General features: G+C 61.4%; 15 protein-coding genes. 8 read left to right on the plus strand and 7 right to left on the minus strand.

All coding sequences use genetic code 11. The features are described from left to right. The coding region (locus tag ACGVKB_RS11080; RefSeq protein WP_392351795.1) for an NRAMP family divalent metal transporter at positions 1 to 1,296 on the minus strand (1,296 nt) is incomplete at its 3' end. Between the two features lie 83 nt (positions 1,297 to 1,379). Here ACGVKB_RS11080 and ACGVKB_RS11085 point away from each other — a divergent pair. Beyond that, the gene (locus ACGVKB_RS11085; RefSeq protein WP_392351796.1) at positions 1,380 to 3,128 is read left to right on the plus strand and encodes a diflavin flavoprotein; all 1,749 of its coding nucleotides are present in this window, start codon (positions 1,380 to 1,382) and stop codon (positions 3,126 to 3,128) included. Here ACGVKB_RS11085 and ACGVKB_RS11090 read toward each other — a convergent pair. Continuing rightward, positions 3,122 to 4,276 carry a hypothetical protein gene (locus ACGVKB_RS11090; protein ID WP_392351797.1) on the minus strand — a complete coding sequence of 385 codons (1,155 nt, stop codon included), beginning with the start codon at positions 4,274 to 4,276 and terminating at the stop codon, positions 3,122 to 3,124. The two genes, ACGVKB_RS11085 and ACGVKB_RS11090, sit on opposite strands and share 7 nt — an antisense overlap. A gap of 30 nt (positions 4,277 to 4,306) precedes the next feature. On the opposite strand from ACGVKB_RS11090, the gene ACGVKB_RS11095 reads away from it, so the two are divergent. After that, complete coding sequence (locus ACGVKB_RS11095; protein ID WP_392351798.1) at positions 4,307 to 6,103, plus strand: diflavin flavoprotein; 1,797 nt, start codon at positions 4,307 to 4,309, stop codon at positions 6,101 to 6,103. 79 nt (positions 6,104 to 6,182) lie between these two features. Further along, positions 6,183 to 6,896, plus strand: a complete 714-nt coding sequence (locus ACGVKB_RS11100) for a rubrerythrin family protein (RefSeq protein ID WP_392351807.1) — start codon at positions 6,183 to 6,185, stop codon at positions 6,894 to 6,896. 9 nt (positions 6,897 to 6,905) lie between these two features. On the opposite strand, the gene ACGVKB_RS11105 is transcribed toward ACGVKB_RS11100, so the two are convergent. Further along, the gene (locus ACGVKB_RS11105) at positions 6,906 to 7,727 is read right to left on the minus strand and encodes a ZIP family metal transporter (protein WP_392351799.1); all 822 of its coding nucleotides are present in this window, start codon (positions 7,725 to 7,727) and stop codon (positions 6,906 to 6,908) included. A gap of 179 nt (positions 7,728 to 7,906) precedes the next feature. Here ACGVKB_RS11105 and ACGVKB_RS11110 point away from each other — a divergent pair, with 179 nt between their 5' ends. The 3 genes from ACGVKB_RS11110 to ACGVKB_RS11120 all read left to right on the plus strand — a co-directional run bounded on the left by ACGVKB_RS11110 (position 7,907) and on the right by ACGVKB_RS11120 (position 9,006). Then, positions 7,907 to 8,437, plus strand: a complete 531-nt coding sequence (locus ACGVKB_RS11110; protein ID WP_392351808.1) for an NADPH-dependent FMN reductase — start codon at positions 7,907 to 7,909, stop codon at positions 8,435 to 8,437. A gap of 18 nt (positions 8,438 to 8,455) precedes the next feature. Next, complete coding sequence (locus tag ACGVKB_RS11115) at positions 8,456 to 8,590, plus strand: hypothetical protein (RefSeq protein WP_392351800.1); 135 nt, start codon at positions 8,456 to 8,458, stop codon at positions 8,588 to 8,590. 206 nt (positions 8,591 to 8,796) lie between these two features. Continuing rightward, positions 8,797 to 9,006 (plus strand): hypothetical protein, encoded by a 210-nt coding sequence (locus ACGVKB_RS11120; RefSeq protein WP_392351801.1) that lies wholly within the window; start codon positions 8,797 to 8,799, stop codon positions 9,004 to 9,006. Positions 9,007 to 9,008: 2 nt separating this feature from the next. Here ACGVKB_RS11120 and ACGVKB_RS11125 read toward each other — a convergent pair whose 3' ends face one another. From ACGVKB_RS11125 to ACGVKB_RS11140, 4 genes are all read right to left on the minus strand, one after another. Beyond that, the gene (locus ACGVKB_RS11125; protein ID WP_392351802.1) at positions 9,009 to 9,260 is read right to left on the minus strand and encodes a hypothetical protein; all 252 of its coding nucleotides are present in this window, start codon (positions 9,258 to 9,260) and stop codon (positions 9,009 to 9,011) included. Between the two features lie 112 nt (positions 9,261 to 9,372). Then, positions 9,373 to 12,252: an aminomethyl-transferring glycine dehydrogenase gene (gcvP, locus tag ACGVKB_RS11130; protein ID WP_392351803.1), complete on the minus strand. Its 2,880-nt coding sequence runs from the start codon at positions 12,250 to 12,252 to the stop codon at positions 9,373 to 9,375. Positions 12,253 to 12,306: 54 nt separating this feature from the next. Then, positions 12,307 to 12,696 (minus strand): glycine cleavage system protein GcvH, encoded by a 390-nt coding sequence (gcvH, locus tag ACGVKB_RS11135; protein WP_392351804.1) that lies wholly within the window; start codon positions 12,694 to 12,696, stop codon positions 12,307 to 12,309. 11 nt (positions 12,697 to 12,707) lie between these two features. Continuing rightward, complete coding sequence (locus ACGVKB_RS11140; protein ID WP_392351809.1) at positions 12,708 to 14,009, minus strand: aminotransferase class I/II-fold pyridoxal phosphate-dependent enzyme; 1,302 nt, start codon at positions 14,007 to 14,009, stop codon at positions 12,708 to 12,710. 142 nt (positions 14,010 to 14,151) lie between these two features. Here ACGVKB_RS11140 and ACGVKB_RS11145 point away from each other — a divergent pair, with 142 nt between their 5' ends. Together ACGVKB_RS11145 and ACGVKB_RS11150 are read left to right on the plus strand one after the other, a co-directional pair. Further along, positions 14,152 to 15,054: an acyl-CoA desaturase gene (locus ACGVKB_RS11145; RefSeq protein ID WP_392351805.1), complete on the plus strand. Its 903-nt coding sequence runs from the start codon at positions 14,152 to 14,154 to the stop codon at positions 15,052 to 15,054. Positions 15,055 to 15,173: 119 nt separating this feature from the next. Next, a partial coding sequence (locus ACGVKB_RS11150) for a hypothetical protein (protein WP_392351806.1) occupies positions 15,174 to 15,687 on the plus strand: 514 nt, incomplete at its 3' end.

A 15,687-nucleotide genomic window follows, 5' to 3' on the forward strand; every position in this document is an offset into this window, starting at 1 on the left:
GAAGCGGGCAATGAACAACAGGCTGAAGCCACTCAGAAACACCAGACCCGTCCAACTCAAAGCACGCATGGCCGTTCCATAACGATGGGCCGGCGGCACCAGGGAACTGTTGATCGTGTCCATCGCCATCCAGGCGAACAACGGTGCCGTGATGAAGCTGCCGGTCATGGCACCGAAGACAAATTGCTTCACCGTCAAACCGGTCCACTGCGCCAGCAACAACGCCACGATCGCTGCCAGAAGGTGCAGCACCATCCAGAAGCTGAAGCGACGGCGCTGGGGGCCAGGCGACGCATCACCACTGTCCTGCCCCTTCCACAACCCTTGGATCGCAGCAATGCTGCGGGGGTAGGCATCCAGGCAGGTGATCGTTGTGCTGAACATCGCCGCAAAGGCGGCGGGAATGATCACCCACGCGGCCCAACCGCCCATCGCCTCGGTGTAGAGACGAATCAAACGCTGGGCGAAGGCCACACCACTGCCCGCGAGCATGCCATCACCGGTGCCATACATCGTGTAAGCACCGAGGATCACGAAGAACATGGCGGTCACCACCGTGACCCCATAGCCCAGGTTGAAATCGAACTCCGCCTCCGCTGGAGTCGCAGTGTGCTCAGTGTCGCGAGCCCGGGAGAACATCCAGAGCGAAGGCCACACACACATCTCCACCGGTCCGGGCATCCAACCCATCAGCGGAATCAGAAAACCGAGGTTCGCCAAGGTCCAGGGAGACGATTCCGTGGCCAACCAACTGGCCCCGACATCGCCCACTGGACCACGGACCAACAACGACACCGCCGCTACACCGGTCAGCAGAGTCAGCAACGCCACCAACAGCTTGGACAGGCGATCCAGGGCTTTGTAATGCCCGAGCAACAGCACGAGACCACTGACCATCAGCACCGCCACGGCCAGGGCGTACTCGTTGAATTCCCCCAGCAGCGGCACATTGGTCAGCAACAGGCCGGCCACAAAACTCACCGCCGCGATCGTGAGCGTTCCCGTCACCAGGCTCACCATCAGGTAGAGCGGCAAATAGGCGACATTGCGCCGCTGGAACCCCTCCAACAGGGACATGCCCGTGGCGGAGGTGAAACGGGTGCCGACGCGCAGGAAGGGGTACTTGAACAGATTGGTCAGCAGGATCAGCACCACCAAGGCGAAACCGAAGCGGGCTCCAGCCGTGGTCGATGACATCAAGTGGGAGCCACCGATGCATGCACCGGCCAAAAGAATGCCGGGCCCAATGCTTTTGCGCAGGGCCCTTGGCGCTGGATTGGGCGAGTTGGTCTCCATGGAGGCTCACGAACGTGTTTGCAGTCTCGATGTCATGACCCTGGACAGCCTCCCTACAGTCGCCAGACGTCACGGTCGGTTTCATGGTCGTCGCTCCTTCCGCTCCCAAACTCAGCCTGCAGTGCGAAGCGATCGGCCCGGACACCACCACCCTGCGCTCCCTGGACTGGGACCGCAGCCGCTTCGACATTGAATTTGGTCTCCGGAACGGCACGACCTACAACGCATTCCTGATCCGCGGAGAGCGCACGGCGCTGGTCGACACCAGCCACGCCAAATTCCGCGAAACCTGGATTCCCCTGTTGAAGGAGCAGATCGATCCAACGGCGATCGATGTGTTGATCGTGAGTCACACCGAACCGGATCATTCCGGCCTGATCGGTGATCTGCTCGACCTCAACCCCGACATCGAAATCGTCGGATCCAAGGTTGCACTGCAATTCCTCAAAGATCAGGTGCATCGCCCGTTCCAATCCAGAGCCGTGAAGAGCGGTGAGGAGCTGGATCTGGGCATCAACCCCGACAGCGGCGTGCAACACCGGATTGAATTCCTCAGCGCCCCGAACCTGCACTGGCCGGACACGATCTTTTCCTTTGACCACGGCAGCGGGATCCTGTTCACCTGCGACGCCTTTGGTCTGCACTACTGCTCAGACGAGGTCTTCGACCGTGACCCGGGCGCCATCGCCCCGGATTTCCGCTTCTACTACGACTGCCTGATGGGCCCCAATGCCCGCAGTGTGCTGCAGGCGCTGAAGCGCATGGATGGCCTGCCGGAGATCAACACGATCGCCGTGGGCCATGGCCCCCTGCTGCGCGACCATCTCAGCCACTGGATCGAGGACTACCGCGAGTGGAGCGGTCAGCGCAGCAAGGGCGAGCGCTATGCAGCCGTTTGTTACCTGAGCCAATACGGCTACTCCGATCGGATCAGCCAGGCGATTGCCCACGGCATCGGCAAGGCTGGAGCCCAGGTGCAGCTGGTGGATCTGCGGGCCACCGATGCGCAGGAGCTGACCGCTCTGATCGGCGATGCCCAGGCCGTGGTGGTGCCGACCTGGCCAGCGGAACCAGACAGCGATCTGCAGACCTCCATCGGCACCCTGCTCGCCGGATTGCATCCCAAGCAACTGGTCGGGGTCTATGACGCCTTCGGCGGCAATGATGAACCGATCGATGCCGTCGCCGCGCAGATCACCCAACAGGGGCAGAAGCAGGCCTTCAGTCCGCTGCGGATCAAGCAGCTACCCCAGGGCAGCGATTACCAACGCTGTGAGGAATCAGGCACCGACCTGGGCCAGTTCCTGACCAAGGAGAAGACCATTGCGGCGATGAAAAGCCTCGATGGCGACCTCGACAAAGCCCTTGGACGCATCAGTGGCGGGCTGTATGTGGTGACCGCCAGCCAAGGCGAAGCCGACAGCCTGCGCCGCAGCGCGATGGTGGCGAGCTGGGTGAGCCAGGCCAGCTTCTCTCCTCCGGGCCTGACGGTGGCCGTGGCCAAGGACCGTGCCATTGAAGCCCTGATGCAGGTCGGCGACCGGTTCGTTCTCAATGTGCTGCGGCAGGACAACCACCAGACCCTGCTGCGTCATTTCCTCAAGCGTTTCCCCCCCGGCGCCGATCGTTTCGCCGGCATCAACACCCTCGACGATGTGGCCAAAGGCGGACCGGTCCTCAGCGATGCCCTCGCCTTCCTCAGCTGCCGGGTGGAGCAACGCTTGGAGGGCCCCGATCACTGGATCATCTATGCCGTGGTCGAACAGGGCAACGTCGCCGATGCCGAAGCCGCGACCGCAGTGCACCACCGCAAGGTGGGCAACCACTACTGAGCGTTCAGCTGCTGAAACGCCGATTGCAGATTGGTGAGGGTTGTTTGCACATGGCGCCGGCGGAGCAGTTCACGGCGCTGAAACAGCGCCGTGAACGTACGCCACCACCAACGCATCGGCCCCTTGCCGTGGGGGGCGGCACACAGCTGCACCCGATCGGCATGGGGATGCAGAAACACAGCAGCTGAAAGCAGATTGGTCCCAAAGCCAGCCACGGTTCCCTGGGCCGGACCAGCCATCAGCTGCTGGGTGAGCAACACCTCCAGCGGTGCCGTCCCATCCAGCACCTGCAGCCGCGCAGAGCCAGAGCCGGCCATCGGCTGCAGCGCCACCTGAATCAGCTCGCGGTGGCGATGGTTTTTGGGGTGCGCCTGAATCCAAACGGCCTGGCCCCCCTGACACTTGAACAAAGGGTTCAAAGCGGCGCGGATATAAGCAAGGTTCAAGAGCTGGGGCGGCTGACGCCAACCCAACTGCCGCCCGGCGAGCTTGAAGCGCCACCGCCATGAGCGGACCTTCAGATAAGGCAAGCAGACAAGGGCCGCATCAGACGGCAAAGCCTCCGGCGATCGCCCTGCTGTCTCGATCTGCCGGCGGAACGCTGAGCACAGCTCCAGCAGACAGCACAACCTGGACACCTCGACATCCCGATGGATTGGGATTAACGGCGCCAGGGTGAAGCCGTCCGGACCATGGCGTGCCCTTAACGCCTGCAACGCCCGAGACCGGGTCCGGCGTGCCGAAAAGGAGTACAGCCGGGTCTCCACACCGATGGATTCACCCAGCTCCACCACCTCCGCGGCAGGGCAGGCCGCTAACAGGGTCTGACCTTCCTGATCATCCAAGCGAGGCAGCAGCAGCAGATCGCAGTGGAGTGGCTCAGAGCCCAAGGGCGATGGGCCATGGCTTTGAACGATGCAGCGATGCCCCTCCGCGGTCGCCACGCGCTGGAGCTCCTGCTCAAACGCCGAGGACGCATGGATCAGATCTCCGGCTTTCAAGGACACGATCCTGAGCACGGACGCCTGGATGCCACGCCAGCGCAGATAGGCCAACGCCGACAGCGTCGTGATCAGCTGCGAGGAACCAACAACAACCGTGCGTCCCACAACCCTGGCCTTGACGCCGACATGACCAGTGAATAACACGCCTACATTCGACAGGCTTCGAGGACGAGCGTGACCACCACAGCTGCAGGGCGTCGCACGATCCACCACTCCATCGAGACCGGTGTCATCAGCCTGCGGGGCCTCAGCCCCCAGCGTCACCGCTTCGAACTGGAATATGCGCTGGAGCGTGGCAGCACCGCCAACAGCGTGCTGTTCACCGCCGGGGATGGATGCCCGGCGGTGCTGGTCCACCCCCCCGGCGTGGCCTATCGCGATGTCTTCCTACCGGCCCTGGACCAGGCCCTCGAAGGCGAAAGCCAGCCCCTGCGCGTCGTGGTTGGCCACGTCAACCCCAACCGCGTGGCGATGCTGCATGCCCTGGCCGAGACCGGCCATGCGCTGACGCTGATCACATCCAACGCCGGCGCCAAGCTTCTGAATGAACTGTGGAGCCAGCGCAAACCGGTGGCGCCGGGCCAGGCCAGTGACGAACCGCCGATCCCGGACATCCCGCCGCTCCAGGTGATCCGTCACGAAGAGACGCTCAACCTGGCGCATGGCCGCGAACTGACGCTGCTGGCAACCCCAACACCACGCTGGCCCGGGGGCCTGCTGGCGTTTGAAGCCAGCCTGGGCTTGCTGATGAGCGACAAGTTCTTCAGCGCTCACCTCTGCACCACGGACTGGGCAGAAAGCAACCGCAGCAGCACAGAAGAGGAGCGCCGGCACTTCTACGACTGCCTGATGGCACCGATGGCCGCCCAGGTGGATGCCCTGGTGGATCGGCTCGAGGAGCTCGACATTCGCACGATCGCCCCAGGCCATGGCCCCGCCATCGAAGGCAGCTGGCGGAGCCTGTTCAGTGACTACCGCCGCTGGGGAGAACGTCACCAGCAGGCCAGCCTCACGGTGACGTTGCTGTTCGCCAGTGCGTACGGCAACACCGCCGCCATCGCCGACGCGCTGGCCCAAGGGGTGAACAGAACGGGCGTGCGCGTGAACAGCCTCAACTGCGAATTCACCCCCGCCGATGCTCTGGTCGCCGCGATTGAAGAAGCCGATGCCGTGCTGATCGGCTCCCCGACCCTCGGCGGCCATGCACCAACACCCATCGTGTCGGCCCTCGGCACCCTGCTCTCGGAAGGTGATCGCAGCAAACCGGTGGGGGTGTTCGGCAGCTTCGGCTGGAGTGGAGAGGCTGTGGACCTGCTGGAAACCAAGCTGCGGGATGGAGGGTTCAGCTTTGGCTTTGAGCCCATCCGAATCAAGTTCAGCCCCGATGCCACCAAGCTCAAGGAGTTGGAGGAGACCGGCACCCGCTTTGCCCGTCAGCTGTTGCAATCACAGCGGCGTGCCCAACGGCGCAGCGCCGGTGGCCTCAGCGAAAGCCGCAGCGACCCCGCCGTTCTTGCCCTCGGCCGGGTGATCGGTTCACTGTGCGTGCTGACGACCCGGAAAGGGGACCTCAGCGGTGCGATGGTGGCCAGCTGGGTGAGCCAGGCCAGCTTCAGCCCACCGGGAATCACCGTGGCCGTTGCCAAAGACCGGGCGGTGGAAGCGCTGTTGCACAAGGGAGACTGCTTCGCCCTGAACGTTTTGGCCGACGGCCGCGAAAACGACTTGATGAAACAGTTTCTGCAACCGTTTGATCCCGGTGCAGACCGTTTCGCAGGTCTCACCCTCGAACAAAGCCCGGCCGAACAACCGCTGCTGCCACAGGCCCTCGCCTGGCTTGAAGGCAGTGTCAAACAGCGCATGGAATGTGGTGACCACTGGCTGCTTTACGCCGAAGTGAGTCATGGCGGCATCTTTGACGCCGAGGGAACAACGGCCGTGCACCAACGCCGCAGCGGCGCCAACTACTGAGCCGCCCGGCCCGCAACAACTCCTAACTCATACCGACTACGAGTTAGCGCTAGGCTTGGTGGATCTCCGCAGCACTCCGATGGACCTCTCCAAGCCATCCACCCTGGCCAACCTTGAGGCCGCCTTCGGAGGCGAGAGCATGGCCAACCGCAAGTACCTGTTCTTTGCCGATGTCGCCAAGAAGCTCGGTCATCCCGAGCTCGCCAAGTTGTTCCGCGACACCGCTGCCCAGGAAACTGAGCACGCCTTTGCCCACTTCCGGCTGCTGCATCCGGAACTGGTCGTCAGCGACAAGGAACCCCTCAGCGACGAGCAGAAACAAGCCGTCCTCAGCCGCTGCCTGCAACTGGCGATTGAGGGAGAAACCTATGAATTCACCACGATGTATCCCGAGTTCGCGGCGCAGGCCAGAGACGACAGGGATCAAGGCGCCGAAGCCGAATTCAAGGACCAGACGCGCGAATCCGAAGAGCACGCCGGCGTCTTTCAAACCGCTGCGAAAAACTTCGGACTGCTGAGCCCCATCGAAGAGCACCACGCCAAACGTTATGGCGTGGCCCTTGAGGCCCTTGAGGGCAAGGGCACAGCCGGCGAAGCCGATCAACCCATCACCGGCCTGTGGATCTGCAAGGTCTGCTCCATGATCTACGACCCTGCCCAGGGCGATCCCGACTCCGGCATTGCAGCGGGGACGCCCTTCGAGGCCATCCCCGACGACTGGCAATGTCCGATCTGTGGCGCACGCAAGGCGAGCTTTGTGCCTTACCGCGAGGTCGAACTCAAAGCAGCCTGAGCCGTCGCATCAGTGGAACAGAACCACGATGCAAAACGCCAGGGCAAAGCCCAGCCCACCGAGGAGACTCACGCTGTCGTGGGTCCCTTCGTAGGCCTCAGGAATCACGGTCTGCAAGGTCATGGCCAGGACACCGCCACCAGCAAAGGCCGTGACCATCGCTTTCAGCACCGCCGGCGCGTTGGCCATCAGCGAATGGGCCAACCCTGCTGCCACGACACAGAGCACGACAACCATCGACCAGATGGTGAGAATCTTTCTGAGCGACAGTCCTGACCGGCGAAGGCCGGCACCACTGGCAAGACCTTCCGGAATATTGGCGACCGCCACAGCCACCACCACGGACACACTGATCAGTGGATTTTCGAGCAGTGCAATGCCAATGCTGATGGATTCCGGAATGCCATCGAGGGCAGCACCAAACACCAACGCCATGGCCGTGGCTTTTTCCTTTTGTTGGTCTGCATCCAGGACCGTCACACCGCCACAGTCCGCCGAACAACGACGCTTAATGCCTTTCTCCGCCAAGCGTCGGTTCACCAACACGTAGCTCACTAAACCGAGGAAAAAACCGGTCAGAGCCGCAATGATCCCTCCAAGCTCGAGCGCAACCTGCATCAGATCGAAGCAGAGCAACGAAATCAGCAAGCCGCAGCTAAAGGCAAGAAATACGGCCGTGATCTGCTTTGTTGGCTGGAAAACGGCTCCCAGGCAGGCTGAGATCAATGCCGACACCATGGCAACAAATGACCAGCCCAGGGCATCAATCAGCGTGCCTCCCTGGGTTAACGCTGGATCCCGCGCCAGCATGCCAACAACCTCGACGGTCACAAGCAGCTCAAGACAATGGCATCCCCAGGGTTAGCCACAAATCCAACCCCTGAGGCGTTCATCCCTGAGAACTCTTGAATTCATGGGTCGGAAAGCGCGCAGTTCGGCCACCCCAGGCCATGGCCTGACAGCAGAGAGACATCAGGCAAGATTCAGCGTGCATGGTGGAAGGCCTGGGCATGAGATCAGTGAAGCCACTCGATGTGTTGGTCATCACGGCCAGCAATGGGGAAAACCTCAAGCTGGCCCAACGCTTCCAAACCAACGCCCGCAACCTTGGCCACCAGGCCGAACTCCTGGATCTCACAACGCTCGACCTTCCCCTGTTCACGCCAAGAACCCAAGAAGCCCATGGGGTACCAACAGCCATCGCCCCGCTCCAGGAGCTGTTGGCAAGCACACCCCGCTGGGTGATTTGTGCCCCGGAATACAACGGATCGATCCCGCCCTGCCTGAGCAACGCCATTGCCTGGCTGTCCGTTCAAGGCGATGACTTCCGGGGACTCTTCAATGGCCGCCCCATTGCCATCGCCACCCATTCCGGAGGAGGGGGCATGGAAGTGTTGATCTCCATGCGGATCCAGCTCACCCACCTCGGCGCCGAGGTGGTGGGCCGGCAATTGCTCAGCAATGTCGCCAAGCCCGCCAAAGACGACAGCATTGACGACCTTCTCCAACGCCTGTTGCAACAACAGCCCTTACAGGTCTGAACCGTCTCCAGCTGAACAATGCAACCGTTCAAGGCCGACCACACCGTGGCCCGGGAGCCCGCCGGCTGCGCTTCACGGAAACGGCGCGGATTGCCCCGCAGCAACCACACCTCCAAACAGCTGAAGAGTTATCAGATGATGCCGATTTTTTGATGTTCAGAATGAACTTAATTGCACGGACGCAATGAGACCAACTCGCGCAAAAGCCATACCAGCAAAGGGATCACACCCAGAATTCAGACAGGAATTGCCAAACATCACTATTTCCACGTCCAATCCCAAACAAAATCAGCAGTTGCCTGGCGAACCAAAATCATGGCCCTTAAATAATCAAAACAACCCACCAAATCCCCCGAGCAATGGGATTTCATCCATCACAAGAAACTGCGATTCGCTATCGCGGATTTCTCCTGCTGCAACATGCCAACCATTCCTGGTTGGTGCGACCAGAACGAAGCCCCATGGCTGTGCTGCCCTTTCGGACCAAGCCATGCTCGCTGGCTGACGTCAAAGGCCAATTGGATGAGCGCTTAATGAACCACGACAACGCTCATCCGATGGCCAGCTGAACTCAAGCGGCCGCCGGCGGTGGCGTCGGCGAGTCGATCGACTGGAAAGGAAGCACCAAGGTGGCCCAACGCGCGGGCCGCTCCGGCCGACGGCGACGAGGCTGTCGCACACCAAACGGAACTCGAACCACATTGGTGCCCTCAATGGCGAGGGTGTGGCCCCGTTCAAGGGCCATTTTCAGACCATCGGGAAGCTCGGGCAGGTTCGGTTGTTTGTTGCTCTGGTGCTGGTTGTTGATCTTGCGCTGATCCATGGTCCCCCTGACGAACGAATCAGATGTCGTACAGCTTGCTCAAGTTGAGCGGAAAGGCTGAACGAATCAAACCAAAAATTCGGTTTTCAGTGAAAATTTACCGCGTGAGATCTCAAGCGGTAGTGGCCAGGGCCTCCACGGAGGGGCATGTGCACACCAAATTGCGATCGCCGTAGGCGTTGTCGATCCGCGCCACCGCAGGCCACACCTTGTTTTGTTGCTGCCCCGGCATCGGGAACGCCGCTTGCACGCGCGTGTAAGGACGATCCCATTGCTCAGCGGTCACGGCAACCATCGTGTGTGGCGCTTGCTTGAGCGGATTCAAAACCGGATCCATCACCCCGGATTCGATCAGCCGCACCTCCTCTCGGATCGCAATCATCGCGTCAGCGAAGCGATCCAGTTCAGCGAGGCTTTCGCTTTCCGTCGGTTCCACCATCACCGTGCCAGCCACGGGCCAACTGACCGTCGGCGCATGGAAGCCGTAGTCCATTAAACGTTTGGCGATGTCATCCACATCGATCCCTGCGCTGCGTTTCAGGGGTCTCAGATCAAGGATGCATTCATGGGCGACTCGCCCTGTGGCGCCGCGGAACAACACGGGATAGTGCGGGTCGAGGCGCCAGGCCAGGTAATTCGCAGCCAGCAGAGCAACAGCACTGGCCTGGCGCAGGGCCTCCGCCCCCATCATCCGCAGATACATCCAGCTGATCGGCAGGATGCTGGCACTGCCAAGCGCTGCCGCCGACACCGGACCAATCGCCTCGACAGCTGAAGCCGCCAAGGGATGACCCGGCAGGAACGGTGTCAGATGGGATGCCACTCCGATCGGTCCGACACCGGGGCCGCCGCCACCGTGGGGGATGCAAAAGGTCTTGTGCAGGTTGAGGTGACACACATCTGCCCCATAGGCGCCCGGGCGACACAGCCCGACCTGAGCATTGAGGTTGGCCCCATCGAGATAGACCTGACCACCATGGCGGTGAACCAGCTCGCAGATGTTCCGGATCCCCGGCTCAAACACTCCATGGGTGGAGGGATAGGTCACCATCAGGGCTGCCAGACGGTCGGCGTGCTCCTCAGCCCGCGCAGCCAGATCGTCCTGATCGATGTTGCCCTCGGCATCACAGGCCACCGGCACAACCCGTAATCCCGCCATCACCGCACTGGCCGGATTGGTGCCGTGAGCACTGGTGGGAATCAGGCAAACATCACGCTGGGCATCACCCCGGGATCGATGCCAGGCACGAATGACCAGCAGCCCCGCGTATTCGCCCTGGGAACCGGCATTGGGCTGGAGCGAGACGGAGTCAAAGCCCGTGAGAGCAGCGAGCCATTGCTCGAGATCCGCCGCGAGCTGCTGATAGCCCGCCCCTTGATCCTGGGGTGCGAAGGGGTGCAGAGACGCAAATTCCGGCCAGCTCACCGGGAGCAGCTCCGACGCTGCATTGAGTTTCATCGTGCAGCTGCCCAGAGGAATCATCCCGTGCACCAGGGAGAGATCCTTGCTGACCAAACGCTGGATGTAGCGCAGCAACTCGGATTCACTGCGGTACTGCTGAAACACCGGTTGCATCAGCCAGCTGGACTTCCGAGCCGGCATCTCCTCGAGCACGGATGGCAGGGCCGGCAAAGGAGCCAAGGCCGGTACCGGCTGAGACACCGCCGCAGCAAGCACGGCACACAGGCGAGAAACTTCCTCGGCACTGGTGCATTCGTCGAGGCTGATGCCAAAACCGGTCGCCTGGTCGGGATCAACCCCATCGGGCAGGACGCGGAAATTAAATCCAGCCGCCACAGCCTGACGGTGCACCTCCGGAGCCTGTTCACACTGCACGGTGACCGTGTCGAAGCGACAGCCGGAGGGCAGCGCGTAACCCAGCGCTGTCATGGCTGCTTCTAACTGCAGCCGGAAGCCGACGATTCTCTGGGCGATCCCCACCAGCCCATCGGGACCGTGGTGCACCGCATAGAAGGAGGCCATCACCGCGAGCAGCACCTGTGCCGTGCAGATGTTGCTGGTGGCTTTATCGCGACGGATGTGCTGCTCGCGGGTCTGGAGCGCCAGCCGGAGGGCGGGGTTGCCCTCGGCATCACGGGACTGTCCCACCAGGCGGCCGGGGATCTGACGCTTGTAGGCCTCCCGTGTGGCAAAAAACGCCGCATGGGGCCCACCGAAGCCCATCGGCACACCAAAACGCTGTGCACTGCCGATGGCGATGTCGGCACCGAAATCAGCCACCGGTGCGATCAAGGTTTGGGCCAACGGATCAATCGCCACGGTGGCCAGCGCTCCCACCGCATGGGCTCGAGCGATCACGTCGGTCGGATCCCAGAGCTGACCGTTGGCACCGGGCAACTGAATCAGGACCCCGAACACCCGCTCATCGAGATCAGCCTGCGCAAGGTCGACCCGCTCCAATTCGATACCCAGGGGCTGGGCACGGGTCTGCAAGACGGCGTAGGTCTGGGGCAGAACCGACGCATCGACCAGAAAACGACGGGCCTCAGGACGACGGCACACCGCATCGCTCAGACCCATCGCCTCAGCGGCGGCCGTGGCCTCATCAAGCAGGGAGGCATTGGCGATCGGCAAGCCGGTGAGCTCGCTGATCAACGTCTGGAAATTGAGCAAAACCTCCAGGCGTCCCTGGGCAATTTCCGCCTGATAAGGGGTGTAGGCCGTGTACCAGGCCGGATTCTCAAAGACATGGCGCTGGATCACAGCCGGCACAGCTGTGCCGTAGTAGCCAAGGCCAATCAGGGAGCGCTGGGCCTGGTTGGCCGTGGCAATACCCCGGAGATCTTGAAGGGCGGTGAACTCATCACAACCCTCAGGAAGAACGTCAGTGGGGGCCTGTTCGTCGAAGATCGCCGACGGAACGACATCCCTTAAAAACGTATCGAGGTCGGAGTAGCCGAGGGACGCCAACATCCGCTGCTGCTCCGAAGCAGCGGGACCGAGATGCCGCTGCAAGAAGGGAGATGTCACAACAGCAGCGGCGATGGGTCCACGATCGTAAAGAAGCGTGACCGCAGGCGCCGATCAGCCGGCGTTCACCTTCGCGCCATAGGCCGCCGCATCCAGCAGGGAGTCCAGCTGGGCCGTGTCCTTCGGCCGCAACACCAGCAGCCAGCCCGCCCCATGGGGATCGTTCTGAAGTTCCTCCGGACTGGCGAGAACCGCTTCATTGCGCTCCACCACCTCGCCATCCAGCGGGGCATACATGTCTTCCACCGCCTTGACGGATTCGACGGATCCGAAGCTGCTGCCCTTGGTCAGGGAGGCCCCCACATCGGGGAGGTCGACGAAAACGATGTCACCCAGCTGATCCACAGCAAAGGCGCTGATGCCCACACGAACCAGATCCCCATCCGCGTTCGCATATTCGTGGCTGTCGGCGAAGCGAAAAGAAGCTGGAAACTCGAATGCCATTGGCTCTCGAATCAGGAGTTGTTCCCAGTCTGAGGGAGATCGATCAGCCCTGCCTCAGCCAAAGCCGATAACGCGCGAACCAAAGCCAATCGCACATGGGCGCGGTGGGTGCCGCCTTGCACATACAAATTGAACGGTTCACGCAGTGGAGCGTCGGCGGAGAACTCGCTGGTGGAGCCATCGATGAAGGTGCCACCAGCCATCACGAGATCACTGGCATAACCAGGCATCGACGCCGGAACGGGGTCCAAATACGCCCCCACGGGTGAACAGCCCTGGAAGGCCCGGCAGACCACTTTCAACGCCTCCGGATCCCGGAGGCAAACCGACTGAATCAGATCACCACGCCAGCCTCCGGGCATGGGCTGCACCGCAAAGCCAAGCCGGGCAAACACACCCGCCACGAGGTCAGCACCGATCAAGGCCTCCGCGACCATCTGGGGTGCCAGAAACAACCCCTGAAGCACCAAACGCTGCAGATCAAACCCGGTGCCGCCTTCACTGCCGATGCCCGGTGCCGTGAGCCGGCAGCAGGCCTGTTCCACCAGGGTCGCGCGGCCGGCCACGTAGCCGCCGGTCGGCGCAATGGTGCCACCGAGATTTTTGATCAACGACCCAGCGATCAAATCGGCGCCAACCGCGGTTGGCTCCTGATCCTCCACCAGTTCTCCGTAGCAGTTGTCCACAAAGCAGATGCAATCCGGTTGACGGGCATGAATCCGAGCGCAGATCTCCCCGATCTGCGCCACGGAGATCGAAGGCCGCCAGCTGTAACCGCAACTGCGTTGAATCAGCACCATCCGACAGGGCTGCTCCAAAGCGCGATCGAGAGCCGCGCCATCGACAGCCCCGGCATCCGTCAACGCCAGCTCGTCGTAGGTCACACCGAATTCAGCCAAGGAACCCTGGCCCTGCTCACGCAGACCGATCACTTCCTCGAGGGTGTCGTAGGGACGGCCGGTGACCGACAGCAAGCGATCACCGGGTCGAAGCACACCGAACAAAGCAGCGGCGATCGCGTGGGTGCCACTGACGAACTGCATGCGAACCGCGGCAGCCTCAGCGCCGAGAACGCGGGCAAACACACGATCCACCAGCTCACGGCCCTGGTCACCATGGCCGTAACCGGTGAGCGAGGCAAAGTGCTGCGTGCCGAGCTTCTCCTCGGCCATCGCCTGCAACACCCGGGCCAAACGCTGCTCCACCGCGTTGGTTCTGACCTGCGCTGCGGCGCACAGATCCTGCGTCACAGCATCCACCAGATCCTGGGCGACGTCGATGCTCTGCTGATTCATCCCCAGGGCCTCATCCATCCCAATCCAAGCAATCTGCGCGACCATGCGAGGGTGGAACGCTCACTGCCGTCAGACAACTCCTTTAGATTTCTGTCATTAACGGCACGTTCCGCCTCAGAACTCTCTGAATCCGCGGTTCCTTACTTCCAGGAGCATTCGATTGGTTTCCTCGCAAACAGCCGACACCCGCGAGCTGCGGCAACGCGCGGCGGTCACGGCTCGGCGTGAACCCCTACCTGCCAAACAGCGCAAGATTAAGTGGGGAACCACCAGCTTCATGCTGGTGAATCACGTTCTGGCCACGGTGGCCCTGCTGCCTTGGTTCTGGAGTTGGCAGGGGATCGTCGCCTTTGGCGTTCTCTATTGGATGACCGTTCTGGGGGTGACCTTGGGCCTGCATCGCCTGGTTGCCCACCGCAGCCTTGTGGTTCCGGTGTGGGTGGAACGGATCCTGGTGTTGATGGGAACCCTGGCCTGCCAGAGCGGCCCGATCGAATGGGTCGGGCTGCACCGCCACCACCATCGCTTCTCCGACCAACCGAATGATCACCATGACGCTGGCCGTGGACTGTGGTGGAGCCACAGCGAATGGATGCTCCACGAGATTCCAGCCCTGAAGGAACTGGACCGATACGCCGGTGATCTGCAATGTGATCCCTTTTACCGCTGGCTGGACCGTTGGTTCCTGCTGCTGCAAGTGCCCCTGGGCTTGGGCCTGTATTGGTACGGCGAAGCTGCACAGGTGCACGGCGGTGGCCTTGGCTTGGTGCTCTGGTCCATTCCCCTGCGCCTGGTTGTTGTGTATCACGTGACCTGGCTGGTGAATTCAGCCACCCATGCTTTCGGTTATCGGAACTTTGATTGCCCTGATCTCTCCCGCAATTGCTGGTGGGTGGCGCTGCTCTCGTTCGGTGAGGGCTGGCATAACAACCACCACGCCCACCCCGCCAGTGCCCGCCATGGTCTGCGCTGGTTCGAATTCGACTTCACCTGGCAACACGTTCGCTTGCTGAAGCGTTTGGGCTTGGCACGCCGGATCAGAACAGCGAAATACACCGGCTGATCAGTGCTGGACCAGACCTCAACGATGGGCCTGATCCCAAAAGGACATATTTAGAGCTGTAGCGCAATAGAGATCGATAGACGTCTTTACCATGAAAGAAATGACGGCAATGACAATTAATGGGCTGCGAAAAATTAGATTCTTTCCTTACGTTTAGCAATGGGTATATTGGCGAACAATTAGAGCCAGCCAAAGGTTCTAAGTCAATTCAGCTGTTTTCATCGGCAGGCATTCAAGAGATCACTCTGAGTCCGCCACGGGACCTCAGAAGTGACAAGCCACAGCAGGGCAATGACATCGCCTGCACCGTTTCAATCACCCTCAGCAATTCCAACAAGATCCTTGATCTGGATGGTTGGATTTCTTGGCAGAAAAAAAGCAATGGGAAGACAGAATTAATTGGTGTCATCCTCAGCGAGACTCAAACGGATAGCGAAGCTAGCAACGCCTTCAAGGAGCTGACCGGCTACGACGCTGGTATCAAACCAAATGGCAAGAAAAGCGAAGGCACAAATTACGCCAGCTTCCAACTTCCTGTCTCAGGGGCAGAAGAATATGGAGCGGGTCAGACGATTCAAGGCAGCGCCGATCCACCAAACTGCGATCAGCTGGCAACATTATTCCCACCAGAAA

Origin of the sequence: Parasynechococcus sp., from assembly GCF_042954325.1 — a bacterium.
In the GTDB taxonomy this organism is placed as follows: Bacteria; Cyanobacteriota; Cyanobacteriia; order PCC-6307; family Cyanobiaceae; genus Parasynechococcus.

Bases quoted from the DNA above. Each gene is read 5' to 3' on its own strand.
- ACGVKB_RS11085 (WP_392351796.1), top strand. From the start codon at position 1,380: ATGGTCGTCGCTCCTTCCGCTCCCAAACTCAGCCTGCAGTGCGAAGCG.
- ACGVKB_RS11100 (WP_392351807.1), top strand. From the start codon at position 6,183: ATGGACCTCTCCAAGCCATCCACCCTGGCCAACCTTGAGGCCGCCTTC.
- ACGVKB_RS11115 (WP_392351800.1), top strand. From the start codon at position 8,456: ATGCAACCGTTCAAGGCCGACCACACCGTGGCCCGGGAGCCCGCCGGC.
- gcvH (WP_392351804.1), bottom strand. From the start codon at position 12,696: ATGGCATTCGAGTTTCCAGCTTCTTTTCGCTTCGCCGACAGCCACGAA.
- ACGVKB_RS11140 (WP_392351809.1), bottom strand. From the start codon at position 14,009: ATGGATGAGGCCCTGGGGATGAATCAGCAGAGCATCGACGTCGCCCAG.
- ACGVKB_RS11120 (WP_392351801.1), top strand. From the start codon at position 8,797: ATGGGATTTCATCCATCACAAGAAACTGCGATTCGCTATCGCGGATTT.
- ACGVKB_RS11110 (WP_392351808.1), top strand. From the start codon at position 7,907: ATGAGATCAGTGAAGCCACTCGATGTGTTGGTCATCACGGCCAGCAAT.
- ACGVKB_RS11125 (WP_392351802.1), bottom strand. From the start codon at position 9,260: ATGGATCAGCGCAAGATCAACAACCAGCACCAGAGCAACAAACAACCG.